Source organism: Frankia sp. Mgl5, assembly GCF_023242985.1.
Classification (GTDB): Bacteria; Actinomycetota; Actinomycetes; order Frankiales; family Frankiaceae; genus Parafrankia; species Parafrankia soli.
Genome location: NZ_JALKFY010000674.1, coordinates 47525 through 65426, shown reverse-complemented (window position 1 = coordinate 65426; position 17902 = coordinate 47525). Strand labels below are relative to the sequence as shown.

Below are 17902 nucleotides of genomic sequence, written 5' to 3'. Positions count from 1 at the left end.
TGGCGGAACCGCCACGCCGCCGACAAGAAACTCCGTGCCGTCGTCGCCAAGGCGAACGTTGCCTGATGCGGCACTAGATGTACTGACCGGGGACATTGGTTGAGCACCGCGCCCACGGGCTCTCTGCCGTCGGCACCTGCAACGGAGCTGCGGGCCCGAGACTCACGAGGCCAACCGCTCGCGTGCGCTGCGACCTGATCTTGTGGGTTCGACCTCGCCGTCAGGCTGGTTGATCTCGGCCCACACTTCGTCGAGGGAGAGCCCGAGGACATCGGCGATCGCCGCGATGGTCGGGAAGGCAGGGGTGGCTACGCGACCAGACTCGATCTTCCGAAGGGTTTCTGGTGAGACACCCGCGTCCAGCGCGGTATCGAGCATCGAGCGCTCCCCCCTGGCCCGGCGCAGGAGGGCGCCGAGGCGCTGCCCGCGCTCGATCTCCGCCGGAGTGAGCGGCAACCTGACCATGACTCCGATTATAGTACCGGTATAATATGGCCGGTATAATTATTGGTAGCACGAGGAGGGCGCCGCATGATCGAGATCCTGAGCCCTACCAAGCTGGCTCAAGCAAAGGACACAGGCGCCCTGGTCGCTGACATTCTGCAGACACTGAAGAGCCGTAGCACGGTCGGCACGAGCCTCCTGGACATCGATCAGTGGGCCAAGACCATGATCGTCGAGGCTGGAGCGCAGTCCTGCTACGTCGACTACGAGCCGTCCTTCGGACGCGGGCCGTTCGGCCACTACATCTGCACGGCCGTCAACGACGCCGTGCTCCACGGACTGCCCTACGACTACACGCTTGCCGACGGCGACCTGCTGACGCTCGACCTCGCCGTCTCCAGAGACGGAGTCGCCGCGGACTCCGCCATCAGCTTCATCGTGGGCGACTCAAAGCCCCCGGAGAGCGTCGCGATGATCAACGCGACCGAACGCGCGCTGTACGCGGGGATAGCCGCTGCCGGCCCCGGGGCTCGCATCGGTGACATCTCCCATGCCATCGGCTCCGTCCTCAGCGAGGCCGGGTACCCGATCAACACCGAGTTCGGAGGTCATGGCATCGGATCAACGATGCACCAGGACCCGCACGTTTCGAACACCGGACGGCCCGGCCGTGGATACAGACTGCGCCCTGGGCTGCTGCTGGCATTGGAGCCGTGGGTCATGGCGGACACCGCCGAGCTCGTCACCGATGCCGATGGCTGGACCCTCCGAAGCGCGACAGGCTGCCGAACAGCGCACAGCGAGCACACGATCGCTATCACCAACGACGGAGCCGAAATCCTCACCTTGCCAAAGGCGGAACCGCGAGGGGTGGGAACCGGGCCGCGGACTGTCAGGCGGCTTGGGTGAGGTAGACGGCCCCCAGGGCGACGGCCAGGCCACCGAGGAGGAGCCGGAGGCCGGTGTGGGGGATGTGGCGTTGCAGGCGGGCCCCGAGGTAGGCGCCACCGAGGCCACCGAGGCCGCTGGCGAGGCCGACAGCCCAGTGGGGGGCGATGCTGCCGGCGGTGGTGAGGGCGAGCAGGGCATAGGTGATGGCGCCGACGATCGAGGTTGCCAAGGTGGACGCGAGGGCGGCGGGGGCGACGGTGGGTACGGGCATGCCGCGCCCGACGAGGATCGGGCTGAGGATGGAGCCCCCGCCGATGCCGTAGATGCCGCCCACGAGACCGACTAACAGGGCCAGTGCGGTAATGGTCCGGGGTGGTGGTGGGGTGGGGTGCTGGCGTGGATGGCGCAGGGTGCGCGCGCAGAGCCAGAGGCCCAGGGGGAGCAGGAACAGGCCGAGGAGCAGGCGGAACAGGCTGGCGCCGGGGACGAGGTGGACGCGGATGATTGCGCCGAGGATGACGCCGGGCAGGGCGCCGGCGACAAGCAGGCGGGTCAAAGGACCGGTGAGCTGATTCTGTCGGCGGTAGCGGGCGAGGGCGCCGGGGGTGGCGATGACGTTGAACAGCAGATTGGTGGGGGTGACCGCGGGGTTCGGGGTGTGCAGGACGTCGAGTTGCACGGGTAGCAGGAACACCGCGCCCGACACCCCGACCGGGGTGGTGATCGTCGCAACGAGCAGGCCGGCGGCGAACCCGAGCAGGATCGTCGTCATCTGACCGATCCTGGCCGAGACGGGCGGTGCGTGGGCTGGTGGCGAGGCTACGGTCGGCGACGCGGGTGCGGTCGCGGCGGTAGGAGTCGATGCCGGTCCGGTCGGGCCCACCGGCTGACCCGTCCCTCGCCTGCTGCGCGTTCCTGCCTGCGGCCTCCTCGTCACAGTTGCCTCCGCACCGACCGCCCGCCGTACGTGGCAACCCGGATACATCCGATAGCCTCACGCCGCTCCCACTGGTAGGGGCACAGCCCATCGGGGAACATCGCCGTTCAACCTCAGGCTGATGGGGCCGCCGAGTGGGTTCGCCTCGCCCCAGAACCGGCTCTACCGAGACGCGGTCAAACTCTGCCGAGCAGATCCTGCATGGTGGCGATCTCGGTGTTTTGCGTATTCTTGATGGAGTCGGCGAGTTCCTTGGCGGGGCCGTAGCGGCCGTCCCGCAGTTCGGTCTGGGCCATCTCGACAGCCCCGCGATGATGTTCGATCATCATCTCGAGGAACATTCTGTCGAAAACGGCTCCGCTGGCGTTTTTCAGCGAGGCCATGCCACCTTCGCTCATCATCCCGCCAGCGTTGTCGTTCATCCCGCCTCCCCCGCCGCCGTGGCCGTTCATGTCGTGTCCGCCGCCCTGACCGCTGTCCGGCGCCATGGTGGACTCGTCCCAGTCGTTGAGCCAGCCGACCATGGTGGCGATTTCCGGGGCCTGAGCGTCGCGGATCTGACGGGCGAGGGTCTTGACCTCTGGACTCGCGGCTTGCGTTTCGGCGAGGCCGGCCATCTCGACGGCCTGCCGATGATGGGGAATCATGTTCTGTGCGAACGTGACGTCCGCCGCGTTGTGATCCGCCGCGAGTCGGCCCGTACCGTCGCCGTCATTGCCGCCACACGCGGCGAGAACCATAGCACCCATAATTAGGGCGATGAGGGTTAGGAGTTTTTTCATGCCAGTCCCGTCTGCGTGGACATCGTGATATGTGCGATGCATAGCGATATCGCCCTGAACAGGGTTCCGGGCAGACGCGTCGGCTCATAGTCGAAGCACGCAAAGAGACGCCAGGGAAGGGCGGTGAACGGGTAATGCGCGGCGGGGTGGAGCGCGACCACCGCCTGATGACCCTGGCCTGGGAGTCGTGGTGTGCTGCCCGGCGGGGCGAAGCACCCGACCGATGATCAGAATGAGGAGCATCAGCGCCGCGGACCGCAGGAATGCCAGACACATCTGACCTCCGTGTCCCTCATGCTCCCCATCCGTCAGGTGGACCGCAGCGGGTGAGGTGACGTTCAAGTCGGCAGGCAGGGCGGCGTGCGCGACATTCATGCCTATCGCGCCGCCCATCCCCACACCCGCCAGCGTCGCGACACCATCACCGTGCCGATGGTCGACGATATGCGCCGAAAGACCTCCATGCATGACAAGAAGCCCCAGAAGCACGGGAACGAGAAGCACAAGAACGGGCAAGCCACCCGGGCCAGGCCCACCCTGGCTCCCGTAACTCACCCGCGGATTATGCCTCACCGACTAGCCGAGGGGAGCAAGGCCGCGGCTACAGGGTCCACGGTCAGAACAGGATTACAGTACCCGGCCGACATAGTAGTTTTTGCTGTAGATCGGTTGCAGGTTGACATTCCGGCCTGTTTGCGGAGCCGCCCACATATAACCGTTTCCCGCGTAGATACCCATGTGAGTGATGTTGTTCGGACTGCCAAAGAAGATGAGGTCTCCTGGCTGCTTGCCCGACGGTGGGATCCGGGCTGTGGCACGGAACTGCTCCTGCGCGGTTCGGGGCAGGTTCCGTCCCAGCTGTTTGAAAACATACTGGGCGTAGCCGGAGCAGTCGAACGCGTACGGCCCTTCCGCGCCGTAGACGTACGGCTTGCCATTCTGCAGGGACGCAAGATAGACGGCCTTCGCGCCAATCTCGCTTGCCGGAACCCAGCCGTAGGTCGGCGTGGGCATGACACCCGACTGCCCCCCGCCCGTGCGGGCGGACCTGGCAGCCGGAGGCGGAGCCTGGACGGTGACGGTCGTCGTCCCGGCCACCGAGGGGCGCAGCGCGGCGGAGCCGTCGAACACAGCGGTGAGCGTGGTCGTGGACAGCAGACGAGTAGATATCCGCGCCTCGCCAGCAGCGTCCGTCCGCAGCGCGGCCGTAGTGGTCCATTTCGGACCGCTGACGGCCACGATGCGGACGGCGGATCCGATCAGGGGCGCACCGCCGGCCTTGGTCGCGCGGACGGTGAACATCACCTCGCCGTTCGGCGCGATGGTCGCCCGGTCGGAGGCGAAAGCGAGCGCGGTGAAAGTCGGCGATGGATCAGCGATAGCGACAGCCAACGTCGCCGCCTCACCCTCCGTCGCAGCCGGGTCGAGTCCTGCGGGCAGGACACCGGCTGTGCGGATGGTGGGCGTCGGCGATGCAGCGGGGGCAGCTTCGCCGGTGGTGGCGAGCGCGAAGCCAGTCGACGCGGCAGCGAAGCCACCGGTCGTCATGAGGGCAAGCGTCGCCACCCGGCGCTGCGACACCGACACACGTAGCCGCGTCCCGCGCATCCGCTCCATGGCCCTCGCTCGCGGACGGCGTCCCACCAGCGGCGCTGGATCCTCGCGAGCCTGATAGCCGTACCCGCCAGCGCGATCCACCCACACGTCCTCTCGTTGCCCCCCAATGCGGCGTAACTACTATGACATGTAGCAGATCGGTATCCTCCCTGGGCTTCGGCCCGCGAGGAAGGGCTGCCGAGAAAGTTGGCCCACATGGGCGTTCATGACGTCTCCCGCCCCAGGTCAGGGCAGATGCGCCCGCACGGACCCCGCCCCGGCAACTACGATCAGTAGTAGGTATCGGGGACAACGAGGCGGGCTACGACAGTCCGTCCCGCGACGGGCAAGACTGCGCCGAGGGACATGCGCACCGGACGCAGCGATGTCCAGATGCGGCCGGAGACGGTGACCGGGGCAGGCGGGACCGTTCGCGTCGGCGTGGGATGGGCGCGGTGCTTGTCGAGGCCGAACCGAGGGGGAGTTGTGGAACGACTCGGCGACCTGGAAGCCGAAATCATGGACCGGGTATGGTCCGCGCGTGGCCCGGTGGCCGTCCGCGATGTCCGGGCACTGCTGGAACCGACGCGCCCGCTGGCCTACACGACGGTGATGACCGTCATGGACCGGCTGTTCCACAAGGGGTGGCTGACCCGGGAACGAGCCGGACGGTCCTACCGCTACCAGCCGGCGTTGAGCCGGAGTGCCTACACTGCGCTGCTGATGAGGTCCGTGCTCTCCGCGACGGACGACCGCGGCCTGGCGCTGCTCCACTTCGTGCAGGCCATGGATGCCACGGAGTACGAGACGTTGCGCGAAGCGGTGCGGTGGCACTCCGCCAGCCGTGGTCGCGGCGGTGAGGAACCCACCACATCATGATCTTCGGTGTTCTCGCGGTATACGCGGCCCTCCTCGCCTACGGCCTACCCCGTCCTCTCCACGGTGCTTCCTGGACGTCCCGTGCGCCGCGGCTCGCCGTCGTCATGTGGCTCGCCGCGATGATCTCCGTGGTGTCCGTGGCGGTGTTGGTCGCAACACTGCTGTTCGTACCGCTGCACGCGATCGGGGACACGCTGGTCCTGCTCGTCCAGTGGTGTGGCTGGCCTGGCCACAGTCTGACGATCTCCATGCGGTGGACGATTCCGCGGGTTGCGGGCGTCGTCGTGAGCGCCGCCGCGGTGCTCCGTCTCCTCCATGTCGCCGTCGCCGTCGCTGGCGCCGGCCGTCGGTCGCGCGTCCGTCACCGGCACGACGTCCGCCTGCTCGGGCGTTTCCATCCCGCACTACGGATCTACATACTGGATCATGCTGGTCGCAGCGCGTTCTGCCTCCCGGGCCGGAGCGGGGGTGTCGTGGTCACCGAAGGCGCGCTGCGGGCGCTGCCTCCCGCCGAACTCGACGCCGTCATCGCGCACGAACGCGCCCATCTCGCCGGCAGGCACCACCTCATCCTCACCGCGACAGCCGTGCTGGCCAGAGCATTCCCGGCCGTGCCGCTCTTCGGGACGGGACACGAGGAGCTACGCCGGCTCGTCGAGCTCACCGCAGACGACAGCGCCGCCCGGCGCAGCGCTCCCCACGTCGTCGCCGAAGCCGTGCTGCGGCTCGCGGCTCCCCCAGCCCCCGTGCTGGGCATGGCGAACACCGCGGTGCGCCAACGGGTACTGCGTCTACTGACCGCAGATCCGCCCCTCCCCCGTGCTGCCGTCGCAGCCCGCGGCCTGATCGTCGTGCTGCTGCTGTTCCTTCCACTTGTTGTGACCGCTGTACCCGCTTTGAGCGACCTCGGATACCACTGCTCCTGATCATCGGCTTGCGACTCGGCGTAGCGCGAAGTCATTCACGCCCAAGACCCCTGCGACGGCGGCACGGGAGGGCGCGGTGGGCAGCGCAGGGCGGTCGGCAACGACAGGCACACTGCCAGCGCGGACAGGCGACCGCCCCACGTCCGGCGTCCGTACCGACACCAGGGCATCCACCGCGATCAGATGCTTCTCGTGTCGCCCTGTGCGGCGAACCGTCGCAACCGCAGGCTGTTGGCGACGACGAACACGGAGCTGAACGCCATCGACGCACCCGCGATCATGGGATTCAGCAGGCCCGCCGCGGCCAGCGGTAGCGCCGCGAGGTTGTAGGCGAACGCCCAGAACAGGTTTCCCTTGATCGTCGCCAGGGTGCGGCGGGACAGCCGGATCGCGTCGACCGCGGCCCGGAGGTCGCCGCGTACCAGGGTGAGGTCGCTGGCTTCGATCGCGACGTCGGTGCCGGTGCCCATGGCCAGGCCGAGGTCGGCCTGCGCGAGCGCGGGGGCGTCGTTGACCCCGTCGCCCACCATCGCGACGACCTTGCCCTCGGACTGCAGGCGCTTGACCACGTCGACCTTGGCGGCTGGCAGCACCTCCGCGATGACGGTGTCGATGCCGACCTCCGCCGCGACGGCGCGGGCGGCGGTCGTGTTGTCGCCGGTGAGCAGCACCGGGGTCAGCCCCAGCCCACGTAGCTGGGCGACGGCCTGCGCCGAGGTCGGTTTCACGACGTCCGCGACGACGAGCACGGCGCGGGCCTCGCCGTCCCAGGCGACGCCGACGGCGGTGCGGCCACCCGCCTCGGCGGCGTCCTTGGCCGCGATGAGGTCTGGCGGCAGCGGCTGGCTCCAGTCCGCCAGGAACGCCGAACGCCCGACGAGTACGGCACGCCCCTCGACGACGCCGTGGACGCCGAGTCCTTCGACGTTGCTGAACTGTTCGACATCGGGCAGGTCGCCGACCTGGTCGCGGGCCGCCCGCGCGATCGCGGCCGCGATGGGGTGCTCGGAGGCGTTCTCCAACGCGCCGGCCAGCCGCAGCGCCTCGGTCTCGTCCACGCCGGCGGCGGTGTGGACCCTGAAGAGGCTCATGCGGCCGGTCGTGACCGTGCCGGTCTTGTCGAGCACGATCGTGTCGACCCGGCGGGTGGATTCGAGTACCTCGGGGCCCTTGATCAGGATGCCGAGCTGTGCGCCCCGCCCCGTTCCGACCAGCAGCGCCGTCGGCGTGGCCAGCCCGAGCGCGCAGGGGCAGGCGATGATGAGGACGGCGACCGCGGCGGTGAACGCCGCCGCCGCGCCGGCCCCCGCCCCGAGCCAGAAGGCCAGGGTGGCCGCGGCCAGGGCGATGACGACCGGCACGAACACACCGGAGATCCGGTCGGCGAGCCGCTGCGCGGCGGCCTTGCCGTTCTGGGCGTCCTCGACGAGCTTCGTCATCTGGGCCAGCTGTGTGTCGGCACCGACCCGGGTGGCGCGCACGACCAACCGCCCGCCGGCGTTCACCGTCGAGCCGGTCACCGCGTCGCCCGGTGCCACCTCGACCGGGACAGACTCACCGGTCAGCATCGAGGCGTCGACGGCGGACGAGCCTTCTTCGACCGTGCCGTCGGTGGCGATTCGTTCGCCGGGCCGGACGACGAACCGGTCGCCGACGGCGAGCTGGTCGATCGGGATCCGCACCTCGGTGCCGTCGCGCAGGACCGCGGCGTCCTTGGCGCCGAGTTCGAGCAGCGCCTGCAGCGCCGCGCCGGCCCGGCGCTTCGCACGCGCTTCGAAGTAGCGGCCGGCGAGGATGAACGTGGTGACTCCGGCGGCGACCTCCAGGTAGATGTTGCCCGTCCCGTCCCCGCGGGCGATGGTCAGCTCGAACGGGTGCACCATCCCGGGCAGCCCGGCGGTGCCGAACTGCAGCGCGTACAGCGACCACAGGAACGCGGCGCTGACACCGATCGAGATCAGGGTGTCCATCGTCGCCGCGCCGTGTCGAAGATTGGTCCAGGCTGCCCGGTGGAACGGCCAGGCGGCCCAGGTGACGACGGGGCCCGCCAGAGCCAGCGAGAACCACTGCCAGTTCGTGAACTGCAGCGCCGGGACCATCGCCATCGCGATCACCGGAACGGCCAGCACGGCACTGGTGACCAGGCGCTGGCGCAGCGGTCGGGCCGGGTCCGGCTCGGCGTCGGGGACGCCGGCCGCCGGCTCCGCCGTCTGCGGCCGGGGCAGTTCGGCGGTGTAGCCGGCCGCCTCGACCTGGGCCACCAGCACGGCCGGGTCGACGCCGCCCGGGGCGTTCACCCGGGCCTTCTCTGTGGCGTAGTTGACCGTGGCGGTGACGCCATCGAGCCTGTTGAGTTTGCGTTCGATCCGGTTCGCGCAGGACGCGCAGGTCATCCCGCCGATCGCGAGCTCGATCTCGGTGACCGCAGCGCCGGACGTGTTCGTCGTCGTGGCACTCATGCCAGCCTTCCTCTCCCGGTCAGTGGCTGTGGCCGGCGCCGTCGTGCCCGGCCGGCGGCGGGGTGACGGTGGCGTCCCGGGCGTCCGGCTCGGTGGGCACGGTGAACTCGGCGGTACGGACGACCCCGTCGTGCTGGAAGTCCAGGAACAGCCGGTAGCTGCCCGCGCTGGGCACCTCGGCGACGAACGGGATGTCCGGGCCTGCCGGCCCCTCACCGGGTCCGCCGTCGGGATGTACGTGCAGGTAGGCCAGGTCGCCCTCGCGCAGCGCGACCAGGTGCCCGTAGGCGCCGAGATAGGGCTCCAGGTCCGTCACCGGCCGCCCGTCCCGGCGCACCGTCAGGGTGAGTGGCGAGGCCTGCCCACCGACGAGGTCACCGGCGAGCGTCACCTCATACCCATCCACCGCCGCGGTGCGCGCCGGCACGTGCGTGACCGGCTCGAACAGGCCGGGGGCGGCCAGGTCGACACCCAGCGTGGCGGCCGCCGCGCCGGTGGGAGTGAAGTCCACGAACGCCCGGTAGGAGCCGGCATCGGACACGCCGAGCGGGACCGACCAGGTCCCCTCGGGCGTCATGTCCGGATGTACATGCTGGAACCCGGTGCCGTCGCGGCGCACCAGGATCAGGTGCATCCGCTTGTCATGCTCGACGTCGAACGCCGTGACGGGAGCCCCGTCCGGCCCGACGATCCGGAAGGTGAAGTCCTCGCGGGCCCCAGGGGTCAGGCTCGAATCAGTGGGCGTGAAGGTGTAGCCGCCCGCGCTGGACGCCAGCCCGCCCGGCTGCTCCAGGACGGCGTCCCGGGCGCTGCCCCCGCGGCCGTCCTCGCGCTCGGCACCCCTGACCTCAGCGGCCGTGGCCTCCGAGGCATCGTCGACGCCCGCATCGACCGCGGTCAGAGGGCCGACAGCCATGCCGACGCCGTAAGCCCCGGCGACGGCCAGGGCGAGTGCCACGCCAAAGGCGGACAGCTTCACCGCCGCGTTCACCTCGCACCAGCTCCTTCGGGCGCCGGCCTCAGCCCGGCGAGCTGGTAGCCGGCCTCCTCGACCGCGGCACGGACCTCGGCCGGGTCGACCTGCCGGTCGCTGGTGACGGTGACCGCACCGGAGCTCAGGTCCACCGCCACGTCCGTCACGCCCTGGATCTCGCCGACCTCCTCGGTGACCGAGGCGACGCAGTGCCCGCAGGTCATGCCAGTCACGGTGTAGGTGGTCTCGCTCATCAGGAGCTCCTCTCTCGGGGGCCCTGGGCATCGCGTCAGGACTCGGCAGGGCGCGACACCGACGGCCGCCCTCTCCATCCCTTCGCGAGATACCCATGGGGGGTATCCTTCGTCGAGCAAGGTACCCCATGGGGGTACCTCGTGGGAAGCCCGGGATGCGACCGCCGTCGCCCCGGTCAGACAGTGCGTGCGGCTGGATGTGGAGCCGGGGGCGTCGGGATGCTCAGTCGTCGTGAGGTGCGGTACCCGGGGGGTGGGGGTGGTTGGGAGCAGGCGGGGACGGCAGCTCCTGCTCACGGGTTTCGCCAGCCGCGGGCGACGGTCCGGTCGTCCCACCCACGCTGTCGTGTGGGAGCTCCGGGGGATCATCGCCCGAACTGTGAGAGTGGGGAACGGACTCGTCTGTCATCTCGTGGCCGTGGCTGTCACCGTGACCGTGTGACCCAGCGAGTTCGACCGCGGGCAGGGTGAAGCCAGTGACCCCGGCGCCGACGGCACCGATCACGGCAGCCGCGCTGAACGAGGAACGGAACCCACGCGCGGGCCGCGCCCGGAGGGACCACAGAGCAAGGACGCAGACCACTATCTGAAAGGCCACCGCGGTGAGGTCGACCCTGTCGACCTGTTCGGGCACACCGGCATGGGGGCCGGCGGGGAAACCCGCGGTCCGGCTGAGGACCCACACCAGGATCACCCCCGCGTTGACCAGCAGGCCCGTCGCCACCGTCCGTCGGCCGGCGCTCCGCATCACGGCGAGGGCCCAGCCCGCCTGGAAGACCGCGGTCGCGAAGAAGAAAACGCCCGACAACGGCCAGGAGGTGAAATGGCTCGGCGCGACAGCGGCATGAGTCGCGGCCGCGCCGAGCGAAGCGAACGCCGCCACGATTCTGCGTGCCCCGATGTCGGCCATGATCCGGGTCTCGGCTCTCCGCCGGCCTCCCATATGTCTCCGTCCCTCGGCTTCGGTCCGGAACAGGGACGAGTCGGGAACGGGTCTGGATGGCTCGTGGAACGCCGACCGGCGGATAACGAGCGGCATGGTAGGTGGACCGTCCACTGCTCGGCTCACCCGGTCGCGCAGAACAACACAGTCACGCCGGCCTCCTGGTGGTAGACCTCATGGCAGCGGACGATCCGATGACCGAGGCAGTCGGCCTGCCCGACAGGTTCTGGCCGGTCCGTCACGGCAGCAGCGAGGCCCTGTAACCGAGTTCTTCGATCACTCTGACCACGTCCTGCGGGCTGTTCTGGCTCAGGTCCAGCTCGACCGCGGTGCGTCCCTGCTTCAGAGTGGTCCGGGTGCTACGAACGCCCGGTAGATCCTCCAGAGCGTCGTCGATGAGCAGCGAACAGCTGGCACAATGCATTCCCTCGACGCGGAACGTACGTGTGGTGGCGGGCACTGTCGGGTACTCCGTTCTCCTTGTACAGCCGAAGGCAATGTGCTCAGACGACGGTGATGACCCCGGTGAACATCCCCATGCCGCACGCGTAGCGCAGCTTCCCGGGTTCCAGCGCCCCCAGATCGATCGCCGTGTCGCCCTCGACCGGCAGGACCTTCTCGACGTCGCGGTCCGGGATGACAAACGACCGGATGCAGCCCTGCGCGTTGTCCGAGTGCACCACCAGCGTCGTGGGCACACCGGCCTGCACCTGGACGTTGCCGGGGCTGTAGGAGTCGGCATCAGCCGTGATCTCCACGGTCTGGCGCCCGTCCACCGTCGACGCGGCCGACGTGTCGACCGGCACCCGAGAGAGCCCGACGGCCTCGGCGAGCCGGTTGGCGGCCAGCGGCGAACCGGCGAGCTGCAGGCCACCGTTGAGGGTGTAGAGCCCCATAGCCAACACGACCAGCCCGGTGACCGCGGCCAGCCGGCTGCGCCACGCGGTCGCGGCCTTACGGGCGGCGTAGCCGAGAACGGCGAACAACGGGCCGGTGCCGAGCACGAACACCCCCATCGTCGCCGCACCCGCCAGCGCGGACCCGGACGCGAGCGCAAGCGCCTCCACCGACAGCGTCACGCCGCACGGAATGAGCACGGTGGCCAGACCGAGCAGCGCCGGTGCCAGCGCCGCCTGGGAACGGGCACGCCTGCGGACGACCCTCATCCACGAGGCCGGCGGCTCGACGACGACGCCGCGGAACCCCGGCACGCCCAGCTGGGCGAGACCGAACACGATGATCAGCAGGCCGGCGCCGATCTGCAGCCAGGTGCGCGCATCGGCCGAAAGCTCCACCGCGCCGCCCACGGCACCCAACAACGCCCCGAGCAGGACGTGCGAGACAAGCTTGCCGGCCAGGAACCCGCCGACCGGGGCGAGGTCGTCACCGAGCTGAGCACGCCAGTCCGGTTCTCGTACGGCCTGCACCGACCGGATCCCGGAACGGGCCCGGTCCTGGCGGACGGCATGGCGGGCCGAATGGCGACCACGCCCAGGCGCAGGACGGGGCGGCTCGGCTGACCCCGCCGCTGCCGCACGCTGCCGGGTGATCAGGCCGGTCAGCAGGCCGCCCTGCACTGCGGCGCAGGACACACCACCCGCGAACAGGCCGGTCACCAGAACAGTTGCGAGATTCACGCAGCCTCCCGTGAGAGTGGACGAGGATGCTCGAAAGCTCGCCAGCCGAGCGCGGAGCCCCGCCCCGGGCTGCGTGTCGAAACGAGCAGCGAGACCGGGGCGGGATCCGGCATGCGGTCCGACGCCAGTTGCCGAACCAGACGGTAAACCACTACATGAAGTAGTAGAAAACCGGGTCGGCGGTGACCATCCACGGCGCCGGGGCCAACCTCCGGGGACCAGCTGCCGGCAGACAGCACGAAAAGATCACGAGGGCAGCAGGGGACGGCGGCCGGCCCCACCATGACCACGACGAGCGCAGCTGCCTGCTCTCGGCCTCGGCCTCGCGCCAAATGCTGTCGCGACCGATCCGCCACGGGGCCACCCACGAAGCCGGGGGCACCGTGGCAAAGCAGGCCCATCGGAACACCCGGGCAGCGTCTGTCCGCGACCCGCCACCAAACCAAGATCTACTACAAAAAATCGTAGACAGAGCGAAGGTTGGCCGTGGGCAGCCCCGGCAGGCGGCGTCTGTCGGCCCTGGATGCTGCAGGCGTCCACCCAGTTCATGTTCTTCGCGCTCCTGCGCAAAGCAGTGACCGCCGAGCTCGACGGCTGACCGGAGATCCTGGTGGTCTTCGATGGAGAGAACGGCTCCGTCAGCCGGCAGGCCAGCAACGCCGTCTACAAGGCCAACCGCGACATGGCGTCGGGGACGAGCGCTCGGTCGGCCCCGCACACGCGGGGGACGCGAGGATGACTGGTAATTTCCTCTTTCGTGGTCGGCTGGTGCACACCACATCGCGCCCGCCGCCGCAGGCCGCAAGAGTCGTACGGGCCCAGGTGACGTCGGACCTCGAAACCCGGGGTGTCGAATTCTCCTCAACCCGCCCTGGTCACAAGATGATAGGCATCGCCTGTCTCATGTCATCCTGACGGGTAGGGCATGGCGCCTCATAGGGAACGCCGGGCACTACGGCCTTCCATTCAGCCTCGGTGAGCCGGTTCGCATCCTCGTCACAGGCGGCACTAACCAGCAGGCCGGCGTCCAGACCCCATAGCCGGGCTGTGTTGTCCCAGCTACCTGTGGCGAGTAGCCGGCCATTTGGACTGAATGCCAGATCGTAGACGGAGTTGGTGTGGCCGGTGAGGACGGCCGGGGAATCGTCAATGGCACCTCGTGCGGTGGTGTCCCACACCCGTGCAGTGTGGTCCTCACTCCTGGTGGCCAAGAGCCGCCCGTCTGGGCTGAACGCAGGCCCATAGACGCCGCCGGTGTGGCCGGTGAGGGTGGCCAGTGGCTGAACCTGACCCCGGGCGGTGGTGGCATCCCACAGTCGTGCGGTGCCGTCCGTACTGCTCGTGGCCAGGAGTCGGCCGTCCGGGCTGAACACCACGTCGGTGACGCTGCTGGTGTGGCCGGTGAGGGTGGCCAGCGGTTCGCTGACAGCACCCCGGGCGGTGGCATTCCACAGCCGAGCGGTGCCGTCCGTACTGCTCGTCGCCAGGAGTCGGCCGTCCGGGCTGAACACCACGTCGGAGACACCGCCGGCGTAGCCGGTGAGGGTGGCCAGCGGTTCACTGACGGCACCCCGCGCGGTGGCATCCCACACCCGAGCGGTGCCGTCCCAGCTGCTCGTGGCGAGTAGACGCCCGTCCGGGCTGAACACCACACCGTTGACACGGCCAGCGGTGAGGGTGGCCAGGGGTTGGTCAGCCCCGCCTCGGGTAGTGGTGTCCCACATCTTGACGGTGCCATCGAGACTGCTGGTAACCAGGAACCGGCCGTCCGGGCTGAACGCCACGTCGGTGACGCCGTCGGTGTGGCCGGTGAGAACGGCCAGCGGTTCGCTGACAGCACCCCGGGCGGTGGCATCCCACAGCCGAGCGGTGCCGTCGATGCTTCTGGTGGCCAGGAGTCGGCCGTCCGGGCTGAACGCGGCCCCATAAAGGCCACCGATGTGGCCGGTGAGAACGGCCAGCGGTTCGCTGACGGCACCCCGGGCGGTGGCATCCCACAGCCGAGCGGTGCCGTCGATACTGCTGGTGGCCAGGAGCCCACCGTCCGGGCTGAACACCACATCGCTCACGCCATCGGTGTGACCGGTGAGAGTAGCCAGCGGCCGGTCGCCAGAGGCCAGCAGGTGCAGCACGATGTTCTGGGCTTGTGAGGTGGGGGCAGTGCGGTAGGCGGCGACCGCGAGCCGGCGGGCGAGATCCGGCCGGTCGGTGGCGGTCTTCACCGCTTCGGCAGCCAGCCGCTGTGACACCTCCTGTGGAGCGCTGCTGGCACCCTCAGCACGGTCAAGGCGCCACACCACCACTGCCACCACGACTACCACCAGCACAGCCAAGGCCCGGGGTACCACCATCCCCCGCCGCAACAGCCCGCGCTGCCACGACCAATCCCGTCCCCGCACGCCGCTCACATCCTCACTACCAGCTTCCACCACGGCAGTGTCGCCGCCGGCAGACATGGGTTGGAATGGGGCCGGCGACCCGACGGATCGCGTCGTCGGCGTGCGCCCGCAGCCCGGCCCAGGCAGTCCAGCCCTCCCCCGCTCATCAGCATTTCTACTATCGGCTGTAGGAGATGTGACCAGGATGGTAGCGGGGCGGTGGGCTCCGAGGAGGACCTTGGGTGTGCCCTTGCCCTACTCGGGCCACTGGAAGCTCGGATCATGAGGTTGGTGTGGACCACTCAGGTCCCCGCGCCGTTCGTGGTCCGCGATGTGGCGACACTGATGCCCGAACTCGCCGACACCACGGTCATGACTGTCTTGCGCCAACTGACGATCAAGGGCCTTCTCGCTGCCCACGCCAAACCCGGCCGTAGGGCGCACGAGTACCGGGCCGCGCACACCCCCGGGCAGTTCCTCGTCTGGGCCAGCAACCGGGAGACCATCGATATGGTGGCCCGCTATGGGCAGGCGGCGCTGGGCGCGTTCGCCATCCGGCTCGCCGAGATGCCCCCGAACAACGCCACCGGCTGGAAGAGCTGCACGGGCGAGCATCCGGATACAGGTCACCGAGCCGCACCGAAACCACATCGCCGTTCATCGGCGGAAGCATCGTAGTGCCGTCGCTCGCCCCGATGATGCACGCCTGGGTCAGCCCGCAGCTGGGACAGCCCGTGGGGCTCTACAGCGCAGAGAACCCCGTGTTCACCCTCGCCATCAGCCACCAGCCACCAGCGGTAAGACGGCGCACACATCGCAGCTACGACGCAAACAAATACTACTCTGCGTAGGAGACAGCGGTCGAACCTGTGGCCTGGCGCATACACCGGAGGAGGTGGATGATCGCCGTGTTCCTCTATCGACGTTGCGGCGCCGTGCTGTGGACCGCTGCCCTGCTCACCGTTACGATCTTGGTCGTGGCCTGCTCGAACGGTTCGTCCACCAACCGTGGTGAGCAGGCCCCGCAGATCAGCCACGTGCACGGACTCGGCGTTAATCCCGCCGACAACGCGGTCTACGTCGCCACCCACTACGGCTTGTTCCGCATCGATCGAGGCACGGCACGACTCGTCGGGCAGGAGCGCAACGATTTCATGGGCTTCACCGTGGCCGGCCCCGACACGTTCCTCGCCAGCGGGCATCCCGCCGCTGGTTCGATCAGCCCGCCGAACGCCGGGCTGATCGAGTCCACGGACGCGGACAAGACCTGGCGGAAGCGCTCCCTGACCGGCCAGGCAGACTTCCACGCCCTCGACTACAACCATGGCACCGCTTACGGCTACGATGCCGACTCCGCCACCCTGCGGGCCAGCACCGACGGCGGGCGGACGTTCGCATCACCACGCAACGCCGCCGTGCAAATGCTCCTCGCCTGGCCGGCCAGCACCAGCCTTTACGGGCTGGACCCGGCCGGCACCCTCAGCGTCAGCACCGACGTTGGCGACACCTGGAAGCGGGTATCCGAGATCCCCGGCGGCGCCCCGCAGGCGTTCACCGCCGGCGACGCACGGCGCCTGCTCGCCGCCACCACAGACGGGATCTACGAGTCCCGCAACACTGGTGCCACCTTCACACGGCTGCTACGCCTATCCACCGGCTAACGATCTTTGGTCGCCGGGGTCTTCACGCGTCGAGCACCTCGCCGACCGTCACTGTATGCGCACCCATCACCGGCCTCCTGGCACGGCTACGGTCGTGAGGATGCTCCCACCAGCACCAGGAGCACCAACCCAACTACCCTGCTCGGCGGTCCGAGGCGGAGCCTCACTGCTACTCCACCGAGGTCGGCGAGTGGCACAGGGTCGGCCCGATCAGCTGACCGCGGACGGGCAGGCCCCTCGAAGAGGTCTACCTCGCGGCCACCTCCGAGGTGGCCGCGTGAACGCCGTCCTCGCCGCCGAACTGCGCAAGCAGCGCTCGACCCGCACCGACCTCACCCTGCTGCTGCCCCTGCTCGGTCTCGGTCAGTTCGCGGTGGCCCTCCATGCGTTCAGCCTCAGCCCAGACCGGCCGATAACCGTCACAGATCAGATGAGGGTGTTCGGTTGGGGAGTCCTCGCAGCGCTGTTCGCCGGGGGATCGCCGGCGCGATGACCATCGCTACCGAGTTCCGCCATGGAACGATTCGCTCGGCGTTCCTCGTCACCCCGCGGCGGGGACAGTCCTGACCGCGAAGCCCGGCGCGAGCGCCCTCACCGGGGCGGTGTTCGGATTCGCCGTGGAACTCGTCGCCGTCGTCGTTGGGAGTTCTGTCCCCGCTGGACGTGGCATCGACATCACCCTTACCCACCCCGGTTTCGTCCGTCTCCTCCTGGGCGGAGCCCTGGTGGGTGTGAATGATCGCCGAATTACGTGACCGTCAGCCCCCCCCCACAGCTGGGGAATCATATGATCGTCCACATGGGCGCGCCGTGGACCGCCTTCGGCCTCGGACTGGGCGCGATCCTGCGTAGTCAGGTCACCGCCATGGTCGGCCTGGCCACCTGACTGCTGTTCATCGAGAACCTGCTGATCGCCTATATTCCAGACGTCGGACGGCTCGCCCCCGGCCAGGCCGGCTTCGCTCTGATGAGGCAGGATCCCGACACCCTGCTCCCGACAGCCGTCGGCGCCCTCGTGCCTGCCGCCTGGTTTGTGCTCGCGGTTGCCGCCGGTCCCTGTCCTCACCATGCGGCGCGACGTGCCTGACAACCTGAGCCAGGCGCTGCTCCAACCTGTGGGTGCGGGTTCCCGACGCATCGAT

18 protein-coding genes are annotated in these 17902 nt (G+C 69.1%); 6 read left to right on the top strand and 12 right to left on the bottom strand.

Features of this window, described 5'->3' with window-relative positions; all coding sequences use genetic code 11:
• Window positions 1-162: 162 nt before the first annotated feature.
• Window positions 163-465: a helix-turn-helix transcriptional regulator gene (locus MXD62_RS22750; RefSeq protein WP_248831505.1), complete on the bottom strand. Its 303-nt coding sequence runs from the start codon at window positions 463-465 to the stop codon at window positions 163-165.
• A gap of 66 nt (window positions 466-531) precedes the next feature.
• On the opposite strand from MXD62_RS22750, the gene map reads away from it, so the two are divergent.
• Window positions 532-1353 (top strand): type I methionyl aminopeptidase, encoded by an 822-nt coding sequence (gene map, locus MXD62_RS22745; RefSeq protein WP_248831504.1) that lies wholly within the window; start codon window positions 532-534, stop codon window positions 1351-1353.
• Here map and MXD62_RS22740 read toward each other — a convergent pair.
• The 4 genes from MXD62_RS22740 to MXD62_RS22730 all read right to left on the bottom strand — a co-directional run bounded on the left by MXD62_RS22740 (window position 1337) and on the right by MXD62_RS22730 (window position 4671).
• The gene (locus MXD62_RS22740) at window positions 1337-2107 is read right to left on the bottom strand and encodes a sulfite exporter TauE/SafE family protein (protein WP_248831503.1); all 771 of its coding nucleotides are present in this window, start codon (window positions 2105-2107) and stop codon (window positions 1337-1339) included. The two genes, map and MXD62_RS22740, sit on opposite strands and share 17 nt — an antisense overlap.
• Window positions 2108-2448: 341 nt before the next feature.
• Window positions 2449-3054, bottom strand: coding sequence for a DUF305 domain-containing protein (locus tag MXD62_RS22735; protein WP_248831502.1), 606 nt, complete (start codon window positions 3052-3054; stop codon window positions 2449-2451).
• 84 nt (window positions 3055-3138) lie between these two features.
• A complete protein-coding gene (locus MXD62_RS40835) occupies window positions 3139-3543 on the bottom strand; it encodes a DUF6153 family protein (RefSeq protein WP_368862436.1) in 405 nt (134 codons plus the stop codon).
• Between the two features lie 138 nt (window positions 3544-3681).
• Complete coding sequence (locus MXD62_RS22730; protein WP_248831501.1) at window positions 3682-4671, bottom strand: C40 family peptidase; 990 nt, start codon at window positions 4669-4671, stop codon at window positions 3682-3684.
• A gap of 465 nt (window positions 4672-5136) precedes the next feature.
• Here MXD62_RS22730 and MXD62_RS22725 point away from each other — a divergent pair, with 465 nt between their 5' ends.
• Together MXD62_RS22725 and MXD62_RS22720 are read left to right on the top strand one after the other, a co-directional pair.
• Window positions 5137-5529 (top strand): BlaI/MecI/CopY family transcriptional regulator, encoded by a 393-nt coding sequence (locus tag MXD62_RS22725; RefSeq protein WP_248831500.1) that lies wholly within the window; start codon window positions 5137-5139, stop codon window positions 5527-5529.
• The gene (locus MXD62_RS22720) at window positions 5526-6455 is read left to right on the top strand and encodes a M56 family metallopeptidase (RefSeq protein WP_248831499.1); all 930 of its coding nucleotides are present in this window, start codon (window positions 5526-5528) and stop codon (window positions 6453-6455) included. Before MXD62_RS22725 ends, MXD62_RS22720 begins: the two co-directional genes overlap by 4 nt.
• Window positions 6456-6634: 179 nt before the next feature.
• Here MXD62_RS22720 and MXD62_RS22715 read toward each other — a convergent pair whose 3' ends face one another.
• The 7 genes from MXD62_RS22715 to MXD62_RS22685 all read right to left on the bottom strand — a co-directional run bounded on the left by MXD62_RS22715 (window position 6635) and on the right by MXD62_RS22685 (window position 14943).
• Entirely contained in the window at window positions 6635-8914 is a 2280-nt protein-coding gene (locus MXD62_RS22715) for a heavy metal translocating P-type ATPase (protein WP_248831498.1), read from the bottom strand.
• Between the two features lie 19 nt (window positions 8915-8933).
• Window positions 8934-9905, bottom strand: coding sequence for a hypothetical protein (locus tag MXD62_RS22710; protein ID WP_248831497.1), 972 nt, complete (start codon window positions 9903-9905; stop codon window positions 8934-8936).
• Complete coding sequence (locus MXD62_RS22705) at window positions 9902-10141, bottom strand: heavy-metal-associated domain-containing protein (protein WP_248831496.1); 240 nt, start codon at window positions 10139-10141, stop codon at window positions 9902-9904. The genes MXD62_RS22710 and MXD62_RS22705 overlap by 4 nt, the downstream gene beginning before the upstream one ends.
• Before the next feature lie 223 nt (window positions 10142-10364).
• Window positions 10365-11084, bottom strand: coding sequence for a hypothetical protein (locus MXD62_RS22700; protein WP_248831495.1), 720 nt, complete (start codon window positions 11082-11084; stop codon window positions 10365-10367).
• Between the two features lie 238 nt (window positions 11085-11322).
• Complete coding sequence (locus tag MXD62_RS22695) at window positions 11323-11544, bottom strand: heavy-metal-associated domain-containing protein (RefSeq protein ID WP_248831494.1); 222 nt, start codon at window positions 11542-11544, stop codon at window positions 11323-11325.
• Window positions 11545-11587: 43 nt separating this feature from the next.
• The gene (locus MXD62_RS22690) at window positions 11588-12721 is read right to left on the bottom strand and encodes a sulfite exporter TauE/SafE family protein (RefSeq protein WP_248831493.1); all 1134 of its coding nucleotides are present in this window, start codon (window positions 12719-12721) and stop codon (window positions 11588-11590) included.
• 875 nt (window positions 12722-13596) lie between these two features.
• Window positions 13597-14943 carry a WD40 repeat domain-containing protein gene (locus MXD62_RS22685; protein ID WP_248831492.1) on the bottom strand — a complete coding sequence of 449 codons (1347 nt, stop codon included), beginning with the start codon at window positions 14941-14943 and terminating at the stop codon, window positions 13597-13599.
• A 375-nt stretch (window positions 14944-15318) separates the two neighbouring features.
• Here MXD62_RS22685 and MXD62_RS22680 point away from each other — a divergent pair, with 375 nt between their 5' ends.
• The 3 genes from MXD62_RS22680 to MXD62_RS22670 all read left to right on the top strand — a co-directional run bounded on the left by MXD62_RS22680 (window position 15319) and on the right by MXD62_RS22670 (window position 17253).
• Window positions 15319-15777, top strand: coding sequence for a BlaI/MecI/CopY family transcriptional regulator (locus MXD62_RS22680; protein ID WP_308301308.1), 459 nt, complete (start codon window positions 15319-15321; stop codon window positions 15775-15777).
• Window positions 15778-15998: 221 nt separating this feature from the next.
• Window positions 15999-16760 carry a hypothetical protein gene (locus tag MXD62_RS22675; RefSeq protein WP_248831490.1) on the top strand — a complete coding sequence of 254 codons (762 nt, stop codon included), beginning with the start codon at window positions 15999-16001 and terminating at the stop codon, window positions 16758-16760.
• 277 nt (window positions 16761-17037) lie between these two features.
• Complete coding sequence (locus MXD62_RS22670) at window positions 17038-17253, top strand: hypothetical protein (RefSeq protein ID WP_248831489.1); 216 nt, start codon at window positions 17038-17040, stop codon at window positions 17251-17253.
• The last annotated feature ends 649 nt before the right edge of the window (window positions 17254-17902 follow it).